Origin of the sequence: Xenorhabdus siamensis, assembly GCF_037996745.1 — a bacterium.
Classification (GTDB): domain Bacteria; phylum Pseudomonadota; class Gammaproteobacteria; order Enterobacterales; family Enterobacteriaceae; genus Xenorhabdus; species Xenorhabdus indica.
Genome location: NZ_JBBMXE010000008.1, coordinates 119,688 through 140,746 on the forward strand (window position 1 = coordinate 119,688; position 21,059 = coordinate 140,746).

Here is a 21,059-nt window from a genome sequence, read left to right on the forward strand (position 1 = left end):
AGTATATTTTATAAATATTATGAATTTATATTACATTTAATTTTGAATCATGGTTTTGTCAGTAAACTAAAATGGCCCACTACTGTGAGCCATTTTTATTAATGAGAAAATCTGAAAAATCAAATCCAGCCCGCCATCAGGCCAGTTTAGACTTCCCGTTTGTCGTATCAGTCCAAGCTGTGATGATGGTTGACTTCGTCTGGCTATCAAACGAGTCAATAAAACTGCTGGCACCGATATTCGGGGAGAATCCGCTCATCGCCTGCACCAACGTATCTACAGCATTGTCAGACAGGGCTTTATATTCGCGTTCACCTTGTGCATCTTTATCGCCCATCAAGGTAACAATATTCGCACGATTACCATTAAAGTAATTATTGAAGGTCACAGAGCCTACCGTTTCAAACTGCCCCTGTACCGAACTATCCCGGACATTGCGGTTGGTCAACAGAACCAAATCGTAGCCACTACGCTGGAACCACAAGTTTTGCCAGTTGATATCGTTGAAAACGATCTTGTCACCTTGTTTGATATCTTCAACCACGTTATCAATGACATTCCCGCTAACCACAAAACTATTGACACCCGTTCCTCCCTTAAAGCGGTTCTGATATCCACCCAGTACCAGCAGATCATCGCCGTCACCACCATTAAATTGGCTGAACTTGGAAACCACATCGGCGATCAGATGATCATTATCCGTACCACCATTGATTACCGCATGATATCCCATCAGTTTGATAGAGTTACTGCCGCTGTTGCCATCAATTTGGTTATAGTTACCAAATACGATCGCAAAGTCGTCACCCTCTCCCAAATCCACCTGATTGTTATTACCAATAGTGACGACATAATCCTGATCTTCACCGGCATCAATACGGTTGAAGTTACCAGACGCCACGATATAATCGCGTCCTTTGTCGCCTTGAATCACTCCACCTTCACCGAAAGCAAAGACCTGATCATTACCATCCCCCATGTAAGCGTAGTTAATGCGTCCGGCCAGCACAGCAACGTCATTGCCTGCACCACCAAACATCATATTTTCACGCCCCATCAGAACGCCCATATCATTACCTTCACCACCGGTGAAAATATTGGAGGTTCCTACAGAGTAGAAGACGTCATCACCACGACCGCCCCAGACGTTGTTGTTATCTCCCAGATACGCACCAAGATCTTTACCGTCACCACTCCAGTTAAAGTTGTAGTTACCGAGGGAGATGTGAATATCACCGTCACCTTGCAGATGACCGCTGTTGCGCAGGAAGTCAAACGTTTTGTCCTTCATGTTCAACAAATCGGCGGTCAGGTTCTCTTTCAGGTTAGTGACCAGAGATTTCATCTCAGCCTGTTTATCCTGATTGAATAAAGTCGCAAACAAGTTTGGCAGGTTCAGAGCGTTAAATCCAAATGCACGTTCTGGGCGTTCAGCTTCGGTTTGCTCAGCTAGCTTATTACCTTCACTCAGGGATACTTTGCCTTCCTCTGCGTCAACAGGCGCTTTCGCTTTCAATCCGTGGTTTTCTGCGAAGGCTTTAATACCATCAGCACCCGTATTTAACCCCGCTTTTAAGCCATCGCGTAATTTGTCCGGATCAGTGAATGCTTTCAGTTGAGCACCACTGAATTCCCCGATGATCTCCAGCATTTCTCGCAAAATAGCAACACCATCCACGGGTTGACCGGAACGGGAAACAATGCGTCCATCTGGTGTGTAATCGACACCAAAAATATCTGCCAATGTAGTATCAGCTTTGACGCCAGCAAGATTTCCCAATAGCTTGTTCTTGATCTGACGTGGCAGATCCGTCGGACTGAACGTAAAGGTGGTTTTTGCCATACCTGTTGAGGTGTATTGCTGAGTCATCAAACCAAACAGTGAACCCAGATTGGTATCCAGTATCGATTGAATATTGTCACCAAACATGAAGTTCCAGTTGCCGGTTGTCACCTGAATATCAGCGCCTTGCCCACCAACGGCAAAGTTGAAAGCCAGTTTCTCATTTGCCTGCCGGAACTTATCTGCCCGGCTGAGGCTTCCCGCTTCAGGTTTATTACCCGCTCCCCCCAGCCATTGGTTGTATTTTTTGTTCAGGGTACTTTCGAGATCGCTTTTCAGACCACGACTGCTACGCTCATTCTCTGCGTTGAGCTCAGTCAGGGTTTCATATTTGACACTGCTGGTCAGATCGAGGCCAGACAGATCGCTGACATACTTCTTCGCCCCTTCCAGACTCCATTGTTGATCCTGCTCTGTCAGCCAATCCGATGAACCTTGTGAGCCGGCAATATTTTGCAATACGCCGGAAATACGTGCCGCACCATCAAATGGGTTAACCAATGGCGGTGTCGGAATGGCTTTTTCCAACATCACAATCAAATCATTACTACGTCCCAGGTTGAAGCTGATGTTTCGGTTACCCACAAACAGTTGTGCACCTTCAAATGCCTGATAACCTGCAATATTGACGCTGTGTTTGCTGTCACCATTCCCCAGATGAACCATCACATTGTTATCACCGAAAGCCAGAGATTTAAAGCCGCCTGTTCCCACTTTTATCCCGACATTCGTGGTTCCCCAGTTGATAGCAGTAAATTCTCCATCCCCTACTTGTACCTGAATATTGCCGGAGTAGCTCAGATGCTGGTTAGAAGATACTGCATTCGGTGCATTATTATTTTGCATTGCCTTGTCATTCTCATACGGCTTCGGCGCATGGAATGTTTCGATGTTTTCTGCAATCGCTCCTTGCGGTTTGGCCTCTACATTGCTGTACCCCACACGGGACAGAGTAATATCGTTTTCAGAGATGCCGCGGCGGATCCGTTCAGAATGAGTTTCCACCTCTCCTTTGTCATTCCAGCCGAACACAATTTTGTTGTCTACCAGCCTATGAACCCATTGTCCCTGAACGTCACGGGTATGTTTACGGCCAATGCTGTCTACTGCAACTTCACTGCTGCGTGCTGACACTGTCGTGCGGATCCCCTGCTCATCAAGTGCTGAAATAAAGCGTCGGGCGAAACCGTCACGTTTATCATCGCGGATCAATGAACAGCCCACAAGGCTGATATGTTCCGGTATTCCCGCCTGTTTGAAGTTTATACTGAATTGTTTCAGTTTCAGTGCTAATTCGTCAGCGCTGTATCCCGCCATGAGAGTCAGATGCTGAGTTGGTTCATCACGCCCATGTCCGACAATCTGCCAACGTAATTTGCCAGACAATTTAGCAGGATCACCGTAAACCACACGATACTCACCATTTGCATCAAGCTGGACAACAACACTGGTCTCAGGGTGTTTACCTGCCAAACTCGCCGCCGCTTTGGCGACTGTCGGATCATTTTCTGTCTGGATGATAATCTGACCATCAAAGCGGCTTTCGCCACCTTCCCCCTGTGGCTTAACAACCACCTGCTCCCAGGATCCAACCTGTTGGTTGTTAACTATCCGATCACTACCTTCTGAGGCGTTATCGTTAAGAGGAACTTTCGCCCCATCAATAGCCTCAACATCATGTTTCAGCTTGTCATTGGCGCCTCTTAATTCCACTGGATCATCAGGCTGCTCTTTTACAGAGAACAGACCAGACACAATCTGCTCAGCATATTTGTTCATTAACCGATTACTGGCGATATGGTCATAGGGAGTCTGTTCACCCGACACCTGATAACCTTCTGCGACGAGTCTGGAACGCAGTTTTTCACCTTCAGCCCCCAATCCTTCATTATCGGTCAACAACATGATTGGGGTCTGTTTCGAGATACCTTGCAGATTTTTCTCCACTGAAAACTGACCATTCACCGCTTTTGCCAGTCCCCCGGTGATCCCAGCAGGATTTGCTACTTCATGGGCTGTAATGGCTTTGGTCATACTCGGCATTGGGCGATCAAGTAACAAGCCGGATACTGGCTGTCCACTGTGTTCTGCATAACGGGCCAGATCTGCCGCAATCGGGCCTCCAATTGAGTAGCCATGGATGATGATATTTTCTGGTTTGATGCCACGATCATTTACCAGATAGTGGAACATTGTGCGGGCATCCTGATATAACCCTTTTTCACTCGGATGTCCGTCACTGGAACCATAACCCCGCATGTTGACCGCCAGCAAATCAATACCCTGTTTTTGGTAGTGAAGCTGGATAGCATCGGCTTGTTCTTCCGCTGATGAGCCAGAACCATGAATAAAAAGTACAACTTTTTTCGTTATACCTTGTTCTGTAGATGTCTCGGTTTCCTGAGCAGAGAGATGGTAATAGCCTGTCAGGCGTCCGGCACTGCCTCGTAAGGTCACTTTATCTGCCGTCCCGTTATTAACCGCGTGATCCAGCAATACCTGGGTATCTTCATTGACATTACGGCGGGCATCTTCGGCACCATAAAGTGCGTTATTCAGAAAACGGGCTATCGGGTTAAACGGTTCCCGCTCACGTGGTGGCGTACCGTCATTATCAATGGCGACATTTTCCAGTACCTTATTTTTATCTTTGCTTTCGCTGCTACCCGGCGCTATCAAATCTTCACCGATCTGACGGTTTGGCTTTTTGACCGTGTGCTCAGCCTGAGCTTCCTGCAATGCCTGTGCATAATTGAACAGCTCAGTTGGTGTCCAAATGCCAAAATGTGGCCGCCATTTATGTCCGATGACCTGATCCGCTCCTCCCGCTTTGAGAACTCTGGCAACAATACTTGAACAGTTACCTGTCAGTAACTGGTAACGGGCGTCAGGATTCTGACTGATTTTATGCCATTCAGCCTGCATCGCTGCCGCATCCAAGCCTGCCAGATTAATACGGAAGACACGTCCCTGATCCGGTTCACTGGCCTTAAAGTCCTGAATATTAATCAGTTCATACTCTGCAAATTGACGAATAACATTGGCAATGCGTTTTTCAGTCAGTTCAGGTGACTGCTGTTTTGCTGCTGTCCGCAGTGCTTCGGCAAATCCCTTACCCACTTCAAACATATCTATGCTGCCATCTTCCCACTGTTGCATATACGGGCGCGAAATATGCTCCGGTATGCCGGCAGATTTCAATAGATTAGGATTCGCCAAAGCAGCCATAGCAAAGCCTTCGCTGATGTCTTCAAATCTTGCATCAACGCCTTTTGCTGCCTGTAATTTTTCAATAAATCTTTCTAGCTTGCGTGCGCCATCCTGCAAGCCAAAGTTATCATTTTCTTCGGAAGAGACATCCAGCTCCAGCGCTCCACTTTGTCCTGCCGGTTGGCTGAGGTCACGCCAGCGGAGTCTTACGTCCGGATGTTCCGCCGTAGAGACATTAAAAATACGACTAAAGTTGGTTGACTTGCCACCTTTCGGCCACCAACTGACATAGTTTTTCTCATTCAACGCTTCAGCATTTTCTGCACTGACTTCAATACGTCCATGTCCGATTTGCAGGGCTGCATGTCCTAACCGACTGTGATCGCTTGGCTTCCAGATAAACAAAGTGGCGCTGATCGGAGATAATTGCTGTTCAATGGCCTGATGTATCTTTTTCAAACCAGAGACATCAATTCCCTTACCATCTTTCGCCAAATCACGGGTATTCAGATTTGAGAAGACAGTTTCTGTCACTGACTGGCCATATTCTCTGGCGACAGATGCCTTGACTTGCTCAATCGCTTTTTCTGCACTTTCTGCTTTCGTGGCAATCTGAATATTCGATTTACCACGGGTAACAAAATCTCCCTGCTCATCAATATAAAGATGTTTCGAATCTTTCAGGTTGGCATTGCCCAGTTTGTTGTACAGTTCACTGAAACTGCCCTTCCCAGAACTTCCTACAGTAGATTCTGCAAGCGTCATTGACTCGTCAATCCGCACGTTAATTTGTGACAACAGGTTTTTCAGTGTTGGCGCACGTTCTGAATCCGGATGTCCCAACAGATAGCCTTCCACCTGATGACGCAAAGCAGCAAGTTTTTCAATAGAATGCAGGTCATAATCTTTACTTTCTTGCAGCACATTTTCATAGTTTCTGAGCGCATCCAGTACATTCTGATAACTGTCGCCACGGATTTTGCCTTTAACGTAAGCTGCTTCCTGCAATTCACTGACAGACATCAGGTCTGTTTTCGGTTGGTAACGCCAGCTACCTTCCACTTTTTCAGCCAGAATACGGGTACGTCCGTTATCATGGGAAACAATGCGATCATCCACCAGATATAACTTATCAGGCAGTTGAGCGTAATTGTCATAGTTAGCGAGGATAAAGCGTTCAATAGCTTTAATCTGAGCTGCATCATCCTGATCTTCTACAATAATGGTCTTGAAGCTTGCATTCTCAGAACCATTATCACGGTTGCCCGGCCAAGGGCGGACTTCAAAACCTTCCTCATCATCAGATTCACGTACCAGCAAATTACGCTCTGTACGTAATCCATAGAATGGCAATGCCTGATTCAGCAGATTGTCGATAGCACTGGTTTTGATATTCAGATCAATCAGTGTATCCGGCTGATATCTGTCAGGGTTCAACGCAAGGCGTTTTTCCTGTTCTTTAAGGCTAAGTAAGTCAAAACGTGCTTTTACGGAAACGCCCGCTTCTGTCAGCCTGCGGCCAATCTCTTCAAGCGGTACGCCCTGATACTCTTTGGCTGCTTTATCCAGCAGACGGATTTCTCCCACTAATCCTTCACGCTGTAATTGACGCAACACGGGTAATTCAACATTCCAGAAATAGTTGCCCAAACGCAGGCCACCCTCAGCAATGACATAGACATCATCACGTGATCCGGTTGCATACAGGGAACTCCAGAAACCCGTATTACTCAGTGTAGATGCGTTAATGACTGATTGTAGTGCATTCTGCTGTGCATTATCTGAATCAAGGAAAATGTTGCCCCAACGCATCAATATCTTGTTGAGTTGAATAGCAAAAGAGTTACCTTCTACATCTGTATCGTAAACGACCTTTTTACCGTCTGTTTGGGCTGCATCAAGAATGTCGCGGTATTGTTTAAAGTTCTTGCCAGACCAGAACGACACGATGCTTTTATCACCCTGTGCAGGCTCAAAACTATAGCCATAGTGCTCAAGTCTTGAAATAAATTCGACCCGCTTATCCCAGTCATAGTCGATTGTGGCATCAACGAACAGTTTCGCCAGTGAAGATCTCTGTTCTTCCGGCACACTGTTTTCAGTACCGTTCAGGTAACCTTCAACAAAATCCGCCATTTTTTGTCTGAGATCGTCAGGGATATCCGCATCCACACGTTCAAAGCCCGGTACTGGAATATAGTTTTCGGTCGCCACATCGTTATCGCTGTCCAGCCAGCGGTAAACGTCAGCCACTTTCTGTGCTCTGATCGCTGCCCCAGACTCTGTTGATGTCTCTGCCGGTTCTGGCTGCGCCTGAGTTTCCCCCAGTGCTTTTAACCCGCTGAGATCCAATCCAGAAATTTTCTGTTCTTTTCTGACAGAACTAACAGGTATATCAGCCATACTGTCGGCAGATGTATCAATAGATGTATCAGTAAAAGTATTGACAGGAATATTGACGGAAACGTGACTATCAGCCGATGGCGGCGCAGTTTCCTCACTTTGGGCATTCAGATTAGTATGTCGTTTTCTGATACGCACTCCGGCATTAATCTGTAAACGATCCAACGCTTCTTTTGCATCGTCAAGTTCGTTCAGATCTTCTTCCAGATATTGCAACTCCATACTGAGTCCTTCCTCTGTTTCAACAGAAGAGTCGGAATTAATATAGCTATTGGCTTTTTCGGCGTGATTTTCGACCGTTGTTTCAACCACGTTTCCAGTATAAGTCGCGGATTGCCCCTTAACTGACAATCCGCTTCCCGTTGCTAGCGCGCGGTTCGGCTGGCTATTGCCATCAAGTTTCGCACCCTTAGCATCAGATTGTACTTGTGCCGTTTTTATCTCCGCCGCAGACACTGCATGTTGACCACGCTGTTCTGCTTTTTGTACTGCGGATTTTCCATCACGGGCAGCCTGCTCAGCCTGTTTCATGCGAGCTATCGCTTCTTGTTCCCGCAATTCTATGTCGGCACGGGTCTTCTTGATGTCCTGTAAAGACTGTTGATGGTTTTGTTCCCCTTTGAGGACACCTGACTCAGATTTGGCGACTGCGTCTTTAATATCCCCCAGTCGTTCTGAAGAGGCTTGCTGGGAGTGATCTAGTTGCTGCTGTGTAATCTCTTTTGCAATATCCAGTTGAGATTGCAGATTTCCTAACAAACCATCAGCAAACTGATCACGCCACTGACTGCCAGATTGTCCACGATGCGTCGCATGATCATTCAACGCTTCTAATCCTTTAGTTTTCGCCATCAACGCCTTGGTTATTGCCTGTGCTTCATCATTGATAGCATCACGCTGCGATTGACCATTAGCCTCCAGTGCATCCAGATCGGTATTTTCCAGTTGTGCTTGAGTACCAGAAACCGCAGCCAGTTGTTTATCTCTTTCCTGCTCCAGACGTTGACGATCGGCTTCTGCTTTTTCCTTATCCTGTAAGGCATTCTGGGCTGCTTTATCCTGTTTCACATGCTTAGCAATGCCACTGCCTGACAGTTCAGATTGAGCAACAACGTTATCCAAAACGTAACCCAAACCATCACTTCTGCCAGTACCTGCAAATTCGAGCCGGTTACTTCCCTCTTGTGCTTTCAGAGTTAAAGTTTTGTTACTCCATTCAGCCTCACCTGCGGAAACTGAAAAAACAATTTCGCCATTCCAGAATACATACATCCCATTATCAGCAGAAATATTGGTACGCCTTGCGAAGTCAAAACTAACTGTGATGGACTCGCCTTCGGTAAGGTTGTCAATATCCTGGTAAATACGGGTGTTGGTATTGGTATCAAGTTCACTGACACGCTCACCGTGCCCTTTCTTATTTAGCCCATAAGACTCAGCAGAAAAATCAGCTTCAACCCCATTCGTGGACTGCCATCCCACAGACCCCTGCTCAAAATCACCATTGGTAATTAAGTTGTGTCCCTGCTTTTCATTGCTCAGAGCATTCTGGATTGCATCAGTGTCTGGCGTATTTACCTCTGATACTGTTCCTTTCAGGCTGTTGCCCAACTCAGAAGTCACTTCATCAATCTCTGTCAGTCTGAAACCACTCAGTGAGGAAACCTCTGGCAGGTCAATGGCACCACGCCCTTTATGGGTTCCCGATGTATTGGCTTCATCACCATTAACCAGATAATTGATGCCCTGGCTACCAGCAGTGCCGAGCACTGTCTGCTTAATGTTATCAAACAGTGCACCCAATTTATTGCTCTGGGTATTGCTTTCGGCTACGGCAAGGCTGTAGAAATCACCGTTACCGACCTGAACTGCCACATTGTTTCGCGCATAAGAGGCATTAACGTTCAGGCCATCACCGACACGGATATTAGCATTGCCTGTCCCTTTCATGACGGAGATATTCAGGCCATCCCCCACACGGGTATTGACGTTGAATTTCCCCCAAGCCACGTTGACAGAGACGCCATCACCCACTTTGGTGTTCACATTCAGGTCACCATGCGTCGCCGTTACACTCAATCCGTTACCGACTGTCGTGATGATATTGCCTTTGCCCTTAGCCGCAGTCACTTGAGTGCCATCACCCACTTTGGTGACTAGATTACCCTGACTCCATAACGCGTTGAAGCTATATCCCTCGCCAATCTGAGTGACAATATTGGCATCACCTTTAGCAAGTACGACATTACGTCCATCACCCACTTTCGTGATCGCATTCGCTTTGCCCCAGACACCAGTGTAATCATCCCCATTACCTACATGAGTAACAATATTGGCTTGTTCCTGGACAACAGTGATTTCCTGCCCGTCCCCCACCTTAGTGATAATATTTGCTTCACCTTTGGCAAAGTTGTAGCGATCTCCATCACCATAATGGGTCAGGATATTGGCTTTGCCCCAAACTGCGTTGACGCCCAAGCCATTACCCACTTTGGTAATGATGTTGGCTTCACCTTTGGCAAATCCGACTGTGGTTCCGTCACCAATATGAGTCATAATATTGCCGATTTTAGAAACCAACAGACCAACAGCAGTACCATTACCCACTTTAGTCAGAATGTTTCCTTTACCGTTCAGCAAAGCGGCCGTAGTTCCTTCGCCAACATGCGTTACTACGTTGGCCTCTGAAGCAGCAACGACGCCCATAAAATCGTCACCGATTTTTGTCACGATATTGGCTTTACCCAATGCGAGCACACCTGTCAGGCCATTACCGACGTGAGTCATGACATTGGCCTTGCCGAACATGGCAGCTAATGTTGTGCCATCACCGACTTTGGTCATGATGTTAGCTGTACCGGCAAACAAACCGATACTGGTTCCTTCACCAACATGAGTATAAATGTTGGCCTTGCCTATCATTAATGCCGCCGTCAGACCATGGCCGACTTTGGTCAGAACGTTTGCACCGCCAATCATGGCGGCAAAAGTGGAGCCGTGACCAATCTGAGTAAAGATATTGGCTTTGCCGATCATCGCAGCCAGTGCGTCACCATTACCGGCCTTAGTCGCAATGTTGCCCTTGGCGATCATCAATGCAACGCTGGTGCCATCACCAATGTGAGTAAATACGTTGCCAAATGCCAACATTAACGCCAGCGCATCACCATTACCCACTTTGGTAAAGATATTGCCGCCGCCCGCCATCATTGCGAACGCATTCCCTTCTCCGACATGGGTAAAAATATTGCCGACTGCCAACATGGCGGCAATGGTTTCACCGTCTCCCACTTTAGTGAAGATGTTACCCGCCGCAGCCATCACACCCAATGTTTGTCCATCGCCAACATGAGTCAAGACGTTACCCAACCCCAACATGATGCCGGTAGTATCGCCATTGCCAACTTTGGTCAGGATATTGGCACCACCTAACATGATGCCGGAAGTTGTTCCATCACCAACATGAGTCAGGACGTTAGCACCACCTCCCATAACAGCCAAAAGGTTACCCTTGCCCTTTTTGGTCAGAATATTGGCACCGCCCAGTGCGATTGCTTTTGTATCAGAAGAAAGTAGATTAGGAGTATCACTATCACTGCTGATATGGGTAATAATGTTGGCACCGCCGAACGAGCCAGATTCGAGATCACCTTCTCCTATCTTGGTCAGGATATTAGCTCCCCCGGCCAGAACAGAAGAAACATGGCCCTGTCCCATTTTAGTCAGGATATTGGCGCCACCAACACCAGACCAGACCGCATCCCCATGACCAATTTGAGTATGAGTATTGAAACCCCCTGCCATTGAAACGCGGCTATTGCCATTACCTTTGTGGATAGAGATATTGCCGACCGCCAGAAGATGAGCAAGATAGCGGCCATCACCAACGCGAACCAGTACGTTTGCCGCCCCGCCAGCATTGACTTCCATATCCCCGTGTTTCCCCTGATGAAGAAGTACGTTGGCAACCCCGGCACCATTAAAGCTCAGGTTTCCTTCCTGGCCTTTTTTGATGATGACATTTGCGCCACCGGCACCCTTAAATTCTGTGTTACCGAATTCGGAAGTATGTTCAATAAAATTGGCAACACCGGCACCATCAAAGTAGACATTACCTCTTGTCACGTTAGATTTAATAACGTTACCACCACCAGCACCTTCATAACGGACATCTCCCGAACTTTCACGTCGTTCAGTAGCCGGAAATAGTGACTGCTCGCTATATTCATGTGTCCTGGCAACACGGTCACTCACTGTATGTACTACTCTGGCGCTATAATGAAGATCACTCAGTGAATAACCTCCTGTGCCCATACTGTGATAACCATTGCCCGCGGAAATGATTTCGTTTGTCAGATTGGCAGTGTGATCACCTTCCTTATACCAAGGGCGGGCGATGTATTGCAGTATTCCGGTTGCGGGATCATTCCTTAACTCAACTACCACAATTTTGGTGTATATGCCCAGTTTTTTGGCATACACATAGGTGTTTGGCATCCGGTTAGATTTGACCGCTTTTACATCGACAGTCGTGCCATCCTGATAAATTGCATATCCACCCATTCTGGCATCTGACAAAACAATATCAGCCGCATTAACCTGGATACCATTACCGTAAGTCACCCATGCGTTTTCAGTCAGATTCTGCTGTACTGCCTGAATTGTGACAAGTTGCTGACGTTCAACAACCAGATTTGACAGGGTATATGCGCCGTCAAGATTGACATCCACAAAACCACCCTGAGCAGAAATATCTTGTTTCTCAAGCCCTTTAAGGTGATTTCCTTCTTTATACCAAGAGGTTGAGTGATATATCAGTTTTCCCGTTGCCGGATCATTACGAAGCTGAACTTTATTGATTTTAGTATAAGTACCATCTGCAAAAGCAAACAGATACGTGTTCGGCTCTCGTGTTGATTTCAGGCCTGATACCTGATGAGCGCTGCCAATCCATGAACCATTCATGGTGGCATTTTTCAGGACGATTTCTCCGGCATCAGCGTATTCTATCCCTTCACCGCTGAAATCATTGTCAGCGCCTTTACGAACAATCTTGTTATAACCGCCTGCACCAGTGAAATGGATATTTCCCTGTTCAACATCGGAGTACAGGTTGTTATAACCACCAGCACCCTTAAACTGGATATCTCCTCGCACACCTTTGCGGGTGATGCCATTGTATCCAGATATACCAGAGTAATTGATGGCACCATTGTCACCTGTGTGGTGAATTTGCAACCCACCGGCAGCCCCGGCAAACTCCACCGTTCCGTTATGTGTTTTATTAATAGTAGCGTATCCCGCACCGCCTTTTACGGTCAGGGAGCCACTTGTGTCATTGATATTCAGGTAACCCGCGCCACCGACAATAGTATCATGTCCCCATGTAGTATTGACTGTAGCCCCAATTGATCCGACGACAATGTAATCATTACCACCGTACGCATTGATGACGCCACCAACGCCGATGGCGTGTATTGTGTTGCCGTCATTATCATCTTCGTATTTACCGGTAAAGAAGTATTCAGTACTTCGGTTAGATGATTTCCCCATAAATATTCCTGGTGTTGGGCAAAACCGGACAGTACAGGCTTTCTGCCCTTTCCACGCTGCAAAAACACGTCGGCGTAAATCGCAGGCAATGTCACGCGCATGTCCGAAAGGCGCTATCATTTCTGGAAAAAAGATATGCTGACCAGAGCGCCAGTCTTCATGCATAATTTCCCGTTCACCGGAAAGGATTGCATCCCGACTGCGGTCAGACAAAAAAGCCCAATTACAAAAAGCAACTGGGCGTTGGTATTCATCTTCGTAATAGCAAAACTGATTGAGCTGAAATGACGGTAAAATACGTTGTTGCCATTCTGCAACTAAATAGCGTCGATGCAGGGGAGAATGCTGACAAAGTAACATCACCCCACCAATTAATGCTTGTATTTCAGTCTGACTCAGTGTTGCTGGTTGATGTGTGATCATCATAATCGAGCAACTATCTGGTAGGATTTTACTGATTTTATTTTGATTTCTTCGTGTTACGTGCTGTCGGTTTTACAGACTGTTCAGCTTCAACAGGTGCTGTATTTTCGTTCATCTCTGGCATCGGCAAAAATCCAGCAGCAATCAACTTATTGATTTCAGCTTCCATACGTGGATCTTCGAGCATACTTTTCACCATAGAAACCATATACATAAAACCTGATACCGGCATATGGATAACCTGTTTTAACTCCAATTCTTTATCGTTTTCCGCCAGTACCCCATTTGCCATTTGATGAGGATCTTGACCAACAAAATAAAGAGAAAACACACCTTTATTGTAATTAACGCTTGAAATTGTTTGAACGAATTTTTCAGACATACTGTTATCCATTAAATAAATATTAATCCAATGTTAAAAAGATATTAAATCAAAAGAAAACATGATAAATGAAGCCTATCTTGATTAGGATATCTTTATCATTAAATCCCTTTATTACAGCTACCTAATAGGTTAAGTAGCATCAAAAACACCGTGACAACATGAGTTAATTAATGAGTGTTGAAGGTTACAAACATACATACACTTCAACATAAATTACAAAATGACAAGTGAAACAAGCGAGAAGAAAACCAAGTAATCTATTGACAATTTTGATCGAAAATATATCTATTTACTTTTTAAAATCAATATATAAATATTAAAATGTCTTTTTAACCACCGCATTTTGTCCTAATTACCCACGTTAATATCCCTATTAATAGCAGATAATATTCATTATTAAATTCATTAAGATTTTTTATCGAGAGATCCCATACTATCTCTCTTGTTGCTTATTTAATTTGAGTTTTGACTTTTGTTACAAATAGATCTCCATGCATGAATAAAATAGAAAAAACGACATTATCATTAATCAAATTAATAATAATGATATCTAATGGCGAACACTCGATTATATCCGATAAAAACATAAGCAATAATAATGATAATTACCATAATTCTTTAAATGAATTAAAGAAAAAACACCATATATCTATTAAGAATAAGCGTTCAATAAATAAGAAAATTAATACATTATCTTTGCCAGCTATTTTATTCGATAATGATGGGAACCCTTTTATTCTGGCAAAATCAGATGAACATCGTGTGTTAATTCAAAAGCCCCATCAAGAAAAACCAGAAATATTAGATAAAGCAGACCTTATCAATTCATGGAGTGGCCGCTGGATAAAAATAAAACAAAACAGTAGCCAATTTAATATCCAATGGTTTATCCCAGAATTTGTCAGACAGAAGAAAAATCTGTCTGAGATATTGTTGTTTTCTTTCGTTTTGCAAATCTTAGCCTTGATCTCTCCGTTATTCCTTCAGGTTGTCATGGATAAGGTATTAGTACATCAGGCACTTTCCACATTGGATGTCTTGATATTTGGTTTGGTGGTCGCCGGACTGATTGAAGTTGTCCTGAGGGGATTGCGCGAATACCAATATGCTCATACGGCCAATCGGATTGATATCAAACTGGGGCTGAAGCTGGTCAAGCATCTATTTGGCCTGCCTTTACTGTTTTTCAAAACCCGCCAGGTGGGAGCAATTGTTACGCGAGTACGGGAACTGGAAACTATCCGGGAATTTTTGACAGGTTCGATGTTTACATTATGTATCGATGTCCTGTTCATGTTCGTTTTTATTTACGTTATGAGTCTGATTTCCGGGACATTAACCCTGATCTTTCTGCTCACTATACCGTTCTATGCCTTACTTGCCTGGTGGGTTACACCCAAGATCGAAAAAGCCGTAGAGAAACAATTCACTCATGCGGCACTCAATACCTCTTTTCTGACTGAAACCGTTGCAGGAGCCGAGACGCTGAAAAGCCTTGCCGCTGAGCCACGTTTTACACACCGCTGGGATAACCAAACCGAAAATATGGTCAGTACCAGTTATGAAGTTCAGCAATGGGACAACCGTTCCAGCCATCTGGTGATGCTGTTACAAAAAGTAACCAGCGCAATTATTATCTGGCTTGGTGCCTCAGAAGTTCTTTCCTTGCACATGACTATCGGTCAATTGATTGCTTTCAATATGATGGTCAATCATACCGAACAACCATTGACCAAATTGGTGCAACTCTGGGGACAATTTATCCGCTCACGCATTGCTGTCGATAAGTTAGGGGATATGCTGAATTTACCGACAGAACAACAATCAGGTAAAGAGCAGGTGACACTAACGGGCGCAATTTCATTCTCTGATATCGTTTTCCGTTACCAACCTGATCTTCCGCCTACCATTAACCAATTCACACTGAATATCAGGGCAGGAGAAACGCTTGGCGTTGTTGGTACATCTGGTTCAGGAAAAAGCACCCTTGCCTGCTTGCTCTTGCGCCTCTATACCCCGGAACATGGAAAAATCACCTTAGATGGTATCCCGCTGCAACAAATTGATATTGCATCATTAAGGCAGCAAATAGGTATCGTGCTGCAAGAAAACTTTCTGTTCAATAAAACCGTACAGGAAAATATTGCGCAATCACGGCCGGATGCCTCATTGTCCGCTGTAATTGAAGCGGCAAAACTGGCCGGTGCTCACGATTTCATTCTCAAACTACCACTAGGGTATGACACCGTTATTGCAGAAGGAGGGCAATCTTTGTCAGGCGGACAGAGACAACGTCTGGCGATTGCCAGAACCCTACTCTCTGATCCCAAAATTTTGATCCTCGATGAAGCCACCAGCGCATTGGATGATGAATCACAGGCCATCATTCAATCCAATATGGCAAATATTGCACAAGGTAGAACTGTCATCACCATTGCACACCGATTGTCCACTGTACGTCAGTGCAACCGGATAATTGTGCTGCATCAAGGCCAGATCACCGAACAAGGAAGTCATGAGCAACTTTTGCAGCATGGCAAACACTATCGAAAACTCTGGCAGCTACAACAAGAACTACAACAGGAATCGAAACAGGAGGGAACCTCCCATGTTTAAGGCCATCTTGCGTAAGGGGCTAAAACACCTGCGTGCTCCTTCAATACATTATGATTTTCTGCCAACCCATTTGGCATTGTCACAACGTCCACCTTCTCCGTTTGCTCGCTATACGGCGATTATACTCAGCATTGGTGTACTGGCAGCTCTCCTGTGGGCATATCTGGGAAAATTAGATGTACAGGCAACAGCAACCGGGCGCCTGATCGTCTCTGGTCGTTCGCAAATGATCCAGGCTTATGAACAGAGTCGTCTGATCGCGATCCATGTTACCAACGGGCAACATGTTGAAAAAGGAGCTGAGCTACTGACATTAAATACACTCGGTGTGAATCAGGATATTACACGTCTGCTTGAGCAGCGCGAATATTTTATTGGAGAGGAGATCCGTTATCAGGCATTGCTGGACAAGCATGACCCTAAATCTTCGCCTCTTTTCCAGCAGCAGCCGATATCTGTACAGCAAAAAATCCTGGCACATTACTCTCATGAGAAGCAGGAATTCGACACTATTATTACCAATACCTATGCTGAAATGGATGTCAATCTATCTTCCCAAAAAGCCAAAGAAAGCGATATTAAGGCGCTGACTAATCTGCGGCAAAATATTAGTCAACGCTTACAAGCGAGAAAGACACTGAGTCAACAGCAAGTTATAAGCCGAATGGAATATCTGGAACAGGAAAAGGAATTACTGGAAACAGAACGGCTGCTGACTCAACAAAGATCAGAACTTAATGTCCTGATGACTCAATACAAGAGCTTTGAAGAGCGCCTGAAAAGTCTCAAAGCACAAAAAGAACGGGACTGGTTTGAAAAAAGAAAGCAGGCCGAAATACAACTGGCTGTACTGAAACAAGAGCTATCAAAAATGAAAGAGCGGGAAGAACTTTCTGTTGTACGTTCTCCTGTTACGGGTACTGTTCAGCAATTGAGTGTTCATACTTTTGGAGCAGTGCTGCAACCCGCGCAAAATCTTATGGTGATCGTTCCAGATGACCATGTACAACTCGCCGAAATCCAGATCCTGAATAAAGATATCGGCTTCGTTCGTCCCGGTCAGTCGGTAACAGTGAAAGTCGATGCTTTCCCTTATACACGCTATGGCACTATTGAAGCAAAACTACTGAGTATTTCCCGTGATTCCACTATCGATGAACGATTAGGATTAGTTTTTCCGGCCCAAATCAGCCTTAAGCAAAACAATATTATGGTTGATAACAAACCTGTCGAGCTTACGGCAGGGATGTCGATTGTTGCAGACATCAAAACTGATCAACGGCGAGTGATTGATTACCTGCTCAGTCCGATTCGGGAATATCAGTCTGAAGCGCTGAGGGAAAAATAATATGGCAGAGATTTTTTCCTTTACAAATAATATTAATAAAAATAGCACCGATACGGAAAATCATGCTAATAATCGTGCACTGGAATGTGTCGCTTATCTGGGAAAACAATTCCACAAAGTTGCTGATGCCAGGCAATTGCACCATGCACTGGGGTTAGATTCCCTGCAACTGACAGACTGGCAACTGCGGGAAGCTGCTGATGCTATCGGGCTACACAGTAAATTTGATTTGCTGACATCAGAGACGGCTGCAACTTTACCTCTGCCAGCACTGGTTGAACTGGAACAGTGCTGGTGGGTATTGTTGGATGCCAACGCTGGTCAATTTACGGTTCTCAATCCTATTACGGGAAAACAAAAAACTCAGGATTTGCATGACCAATATAAGATCTTGCTTGTCGCTGAAAAAAATCTAACTAAAAAGCAGGTCAAATTTGGCTTAAGCTGGTTTTATCCCTCCATTTTCAGACAGAAAAAACAGTTACAGGATATTTTCCTGCTGGCCATTGTGCTGCAACTTTTTGCATTGGCATCACCTCTGTTGTTTGAAAACATTATCGATAAGGTGTTGGTAGGACGTAGTCTTTCCAGTCTGCATGTTCTCGGTCTGGCAATGCTGGCACTTGCTATTGCAGAACCTTTGTACGGTTTTTTACGCAACACTGTGTTTGGACATATGGCAAGCCAAATCAACGCAGAACTCTCCGGCAGACTTTACCGCCATCTGGTAGGTTTACCCCTGCCCTATTCAAACAACGTCAAACAGGGCAAATCATCGCCCGTGTCAGAGAAATGGCTCAAATTCGCCAGTTTCTGACAGGTTCCACCCTGATGTTATTGCTCGATCTGATCTTTATCATCCTATTCCTTGGTGTCATGTTCCATTACTCCAGCCTGCTGTCATGGATAGTGATCGGCTCATTGATACTCTATTTCCTGCTCTGGATCACCGTAGGACCAATCATCCGGCATAAAGTAGAAGCGGAGTACGAAGCTGATGCCAATGCTACCAGTTTCTTAACGGAAGCCGTGACGGGTATTGAAACGATCAAAACCACAGCAACGGAAAAACGTTTTCTGCACCAATGGCAAAAAGTGTTGAGCCGACAGTTAATCCAGCGCTTTGCAACCCAGAAAAGCGGGCTTGCCGCAGGACAGGGGATCACTTTGATCCAAAAAATTGTCGCAGCACTATTGCTATGGTGGGGAGTCAAGAGTGTACTTGCAGGAGAGCTATCTCCCGGAGAGCTGATTGCTTTCAATATGCTGGCAGGACATGTCACACAACCGATCCTGCGATTGGCACAAGTATGGCAGGATTTCCAGCATACTCTGATCGCTCTGAGACGTGTCGGCGATATTCTTGATGAACCCATGGAGAACAGTAAACAAGGATTAGCTTCTTCTCCTGAGCTGGCTGGTCAGATTGAATTCAAAAATATCCGCTTTCGTTATCATGAAGATACACCCGAAGTACTGGTAAATCTGTCACTGTCGATCAAGGCAGGAGAATTTATCGGTATCACAGGGCCATCCGGATCAGGCAAAAGCACCCTGACCCGATTGCTGCAACGTTTGTATATACCACAACATGGCCAGGTTTTAGTGGATGGCATGGATTTGGCCATTGCCGATCCGGTCTCGCTGCGACGTAATATGAGCGTGGTATTACAAGAAAGTATTCTGTTTTCTGGTAGCATTGCCGACAATATCCGTCTGTGTAAACCCAATGCCAGTGATGAAGAACTCTATCAGACAGCAACTCTGGCTGGGGCTATCAATTTTATCAATCAGTTTCCCCATAAATTCACCCATCCGGTCGGTGAAAAAGGCAGCAATTTGTCTGGTGGCCAACGGCAACGTATCGCTTTGGCAAGAGCATTACTGAATGAACCCAAAATCCTGATTCTGGATGAAGCAACTTCCGCACTGGATTATGAATCCGAAGCTGCCATTATGAGCAATATGCCTGAGATCCGCCGGGATCGAACAATTATCAGCATTGCGCACCGACTGAACACCATTCGCCACGCAGATAAAATTTTCGTTTTAGATCAAGGGCAAATAATCGAATCAGGCTCACATGATGATCTATTACAACAAAATGGGCTCTATGCACAACTTTGGCACCAACAAACTAGCTAACTATCATCCTGAAAAATTCATTGAAGGCAGGAGGCTTGCTTCATCTTAATAACAAAATTAACACAATATTGTAATGTGTTCTTAAGGAAGAGAATATGGCTATGAAACAATTCTCTATCACAGCGCTGGTATTTTCACATACTTCAGTCACATCGGTTGCTATGCCGATTGAAATACTGACTATTGCCGCTAATGCTATTGGCGGTCCTATTCCTAATGTTCGTATTGTTTATCCCACTCAGAAGGGAATGGATGAACCCCATGATCTGTTGATTGGATTTGCCTCAACTTTTCAGGGTAGCCTTTATCATGATACACAACCCGACCTTATTCTGGTCGGCTCACTAGGCTTTCCTGAATGGCAACCACATCACTGTTCACAGGAAATAATCGACTGGCTGAAAGCCATGGGTGAAAAGCACATTCCTATTGTTTCCATCTGTTCCGGCACTTTCATGCTGGCCAGCGCAGGCTTACTGAAAACAAGTGCAACTATTCATCCTCATTTCGCTGCTGAATTCAAAGAGCTATTTCCTCATATTCCTCTGTATACCAATAAAAAAATCACTTGCGACAGTAATCGGTTCTGCATTTCCAGTGCTTATGAAAATGCCCGTTACATGATGAATATTGTGGAACTGATTTATGGACAATACGCCAGAGAACGTTGTGCACATTTCCTGTTTGGAGAAAGTGAGAACCAGGATTCAGTCAGTTTTGTCCCTTATCGTCAACATTCAGATCCACTCATTCACAAGCTGCAAGATTGGATGCATTCTTCCCCCTCTGAAATTTTATCGGTCGCTGATTTGGCAAATAAAATTCATCTTTGTGAGCGACAAATGAAACGCAGATTCAAAGTTGCCACAGGACAGACACCGATCCAGTATATCCAACAGATACGTCTGTCGCAGGCCAAACATTGGTTAGAAAAATCGCAAAAAACCATCGAAGAAATCAGTCATGAAGTGGGTTATGAAGATACCCGTTATTTCAGAGAGTTATTTAAACGCTGTAATGGGCTGACACCAAAAGAGTATCGGCAAAAATATCACCATAATGGCTGATTTCCTATTATAAATCATCTGAGGATGGATTCTGGGTAAAATATAGTTAACACAAAGCATGATTAA

The 21,059-nt window shown here is 45.0% G+C and carries 5 protein-coding genes and 1 pseudogene; 4 read left to right on the forward strand and 2 right to left on the reverse strand.

The genetic code is table 11. The features are described 5' to 3' along the window. Nucleotides 1-136: 136 nt before the first annotated feature. Complete coding sequence (rtxA, locus tag AAC852_RS08825) at nt 137-13,435, reverse strand: MARTX multifunctional-autoprocessing repeats-in-toxin holotoxin RtxA (protein ID WP_340620714.1); 13,299 nt, start codon at nt 13,433-13,435, stop codon at nt 137-139. A 34-nt stretch (nt 13,436-13,469) separates the two neighbouring features. Next, nucleotides 13,470-13,814: a protein RtxH gene (gene rtxH / locus AAC852_RS08830; RefSeq protein ID WP_340620715.1), complete on the reverse strand. Its 345-nt coding sequence runs from the start codon at nt 13,812-13,814 to the stop codon at nt 13,470-13,472. Between the two features lie 498 nt (nt 13,815-14,312). Here rtxH and AAC852_RS08835 point away from each other — a divergent pair, with 498 nt between their 5' ends. From AAC852_RS08835 to AAC852_RS08850, 4 genes and pseudogenes are all read left to right on the forward strand, one after another. Beyond that, nucleotides 14,313-16,433, forward strand: coding sequence for a peptidase domain-containing ABC transporter (locus AAC852_RS08835; RefSeq protein WP_340620716.1), 2,121 nt, complete (start codon nt 14,313-14,315; stop codon nt 16,431-16,433). Further along, nucleotides 16,426-17,781 (forward strand): HlyD family type I secretion periplasmic adaptor subunit, encoded by a 1,356-nt coding sequence (locus AAC852_RS08840; protein WP_340620717.1) that lies wholly within the window; start codon nt 16,426-16,428, stop codon nt 17,779-17,781. The genes AAC852_RS08835 and AAC852_RS08840 overlap by 8 nt, the downstream gene beginning before the upstream one ends. A gap of 1 nt (nt 17,782) precedes the next feature. After that, nucleotides 17,783-19,926, forward strand: a pseudogene (locus AAC852_RS08845) (type I secretion system permease/ATPase). Between the two features lie 101 nt (nt 19,927-20,027). Then, complete coding sequence (locus AAC852_RS08850) at nt 20,028-20,993, forward strand: GlxA family transcriptional regulator (RefSeq protein WP_422824279.1); 966 nt, start codon at nt 20,028-20,030, stop codon at nt 20,991-20,993. The last annotated feature ends 66 nt before the right edge of the window (nt 20,994-21,059 follow it).

What these genes read in the sequence shown, in the direction of transcription:
- rtxH (WP_340620715.1), bottom strand. Translation starts at nt 13,814, where the DNA reads ATGTCTGAAAAATTCGTTCAAACAATTTCAAGCGTTAATTACAATAAA.
- AAC852_RS08850 (WP_422824279.1), top strand. Translation starts at nt 20,028, where the DNA reads ATGAAACAATTCTCTATCACAGCGCTGGTATTTTCACATACTTCAGTC.
- AAC852_RS08840 (WP_340620717.1), top strand. Translation starts at nt 16,426, where the DNA reads ATGTTTAAGGCCATCTTGCGTAAGGGGCTAAAACACCTGCGTGCTCCT.
- rtxA (WP_340620714.1), bottom strand. Translation starts at nt 13,435, where the DNA reads ATGATGATCACACATCAACCAGCAACACTGAGTCAGACTGAAATACAA.
- AAC852_RS08835 (WP_340620716.1), top strand. Translation starts at nt 14,313, where the DNA reads ATGAATAAAATAGAAAAAACGACATTATCATTAATCAAATTAATAATA.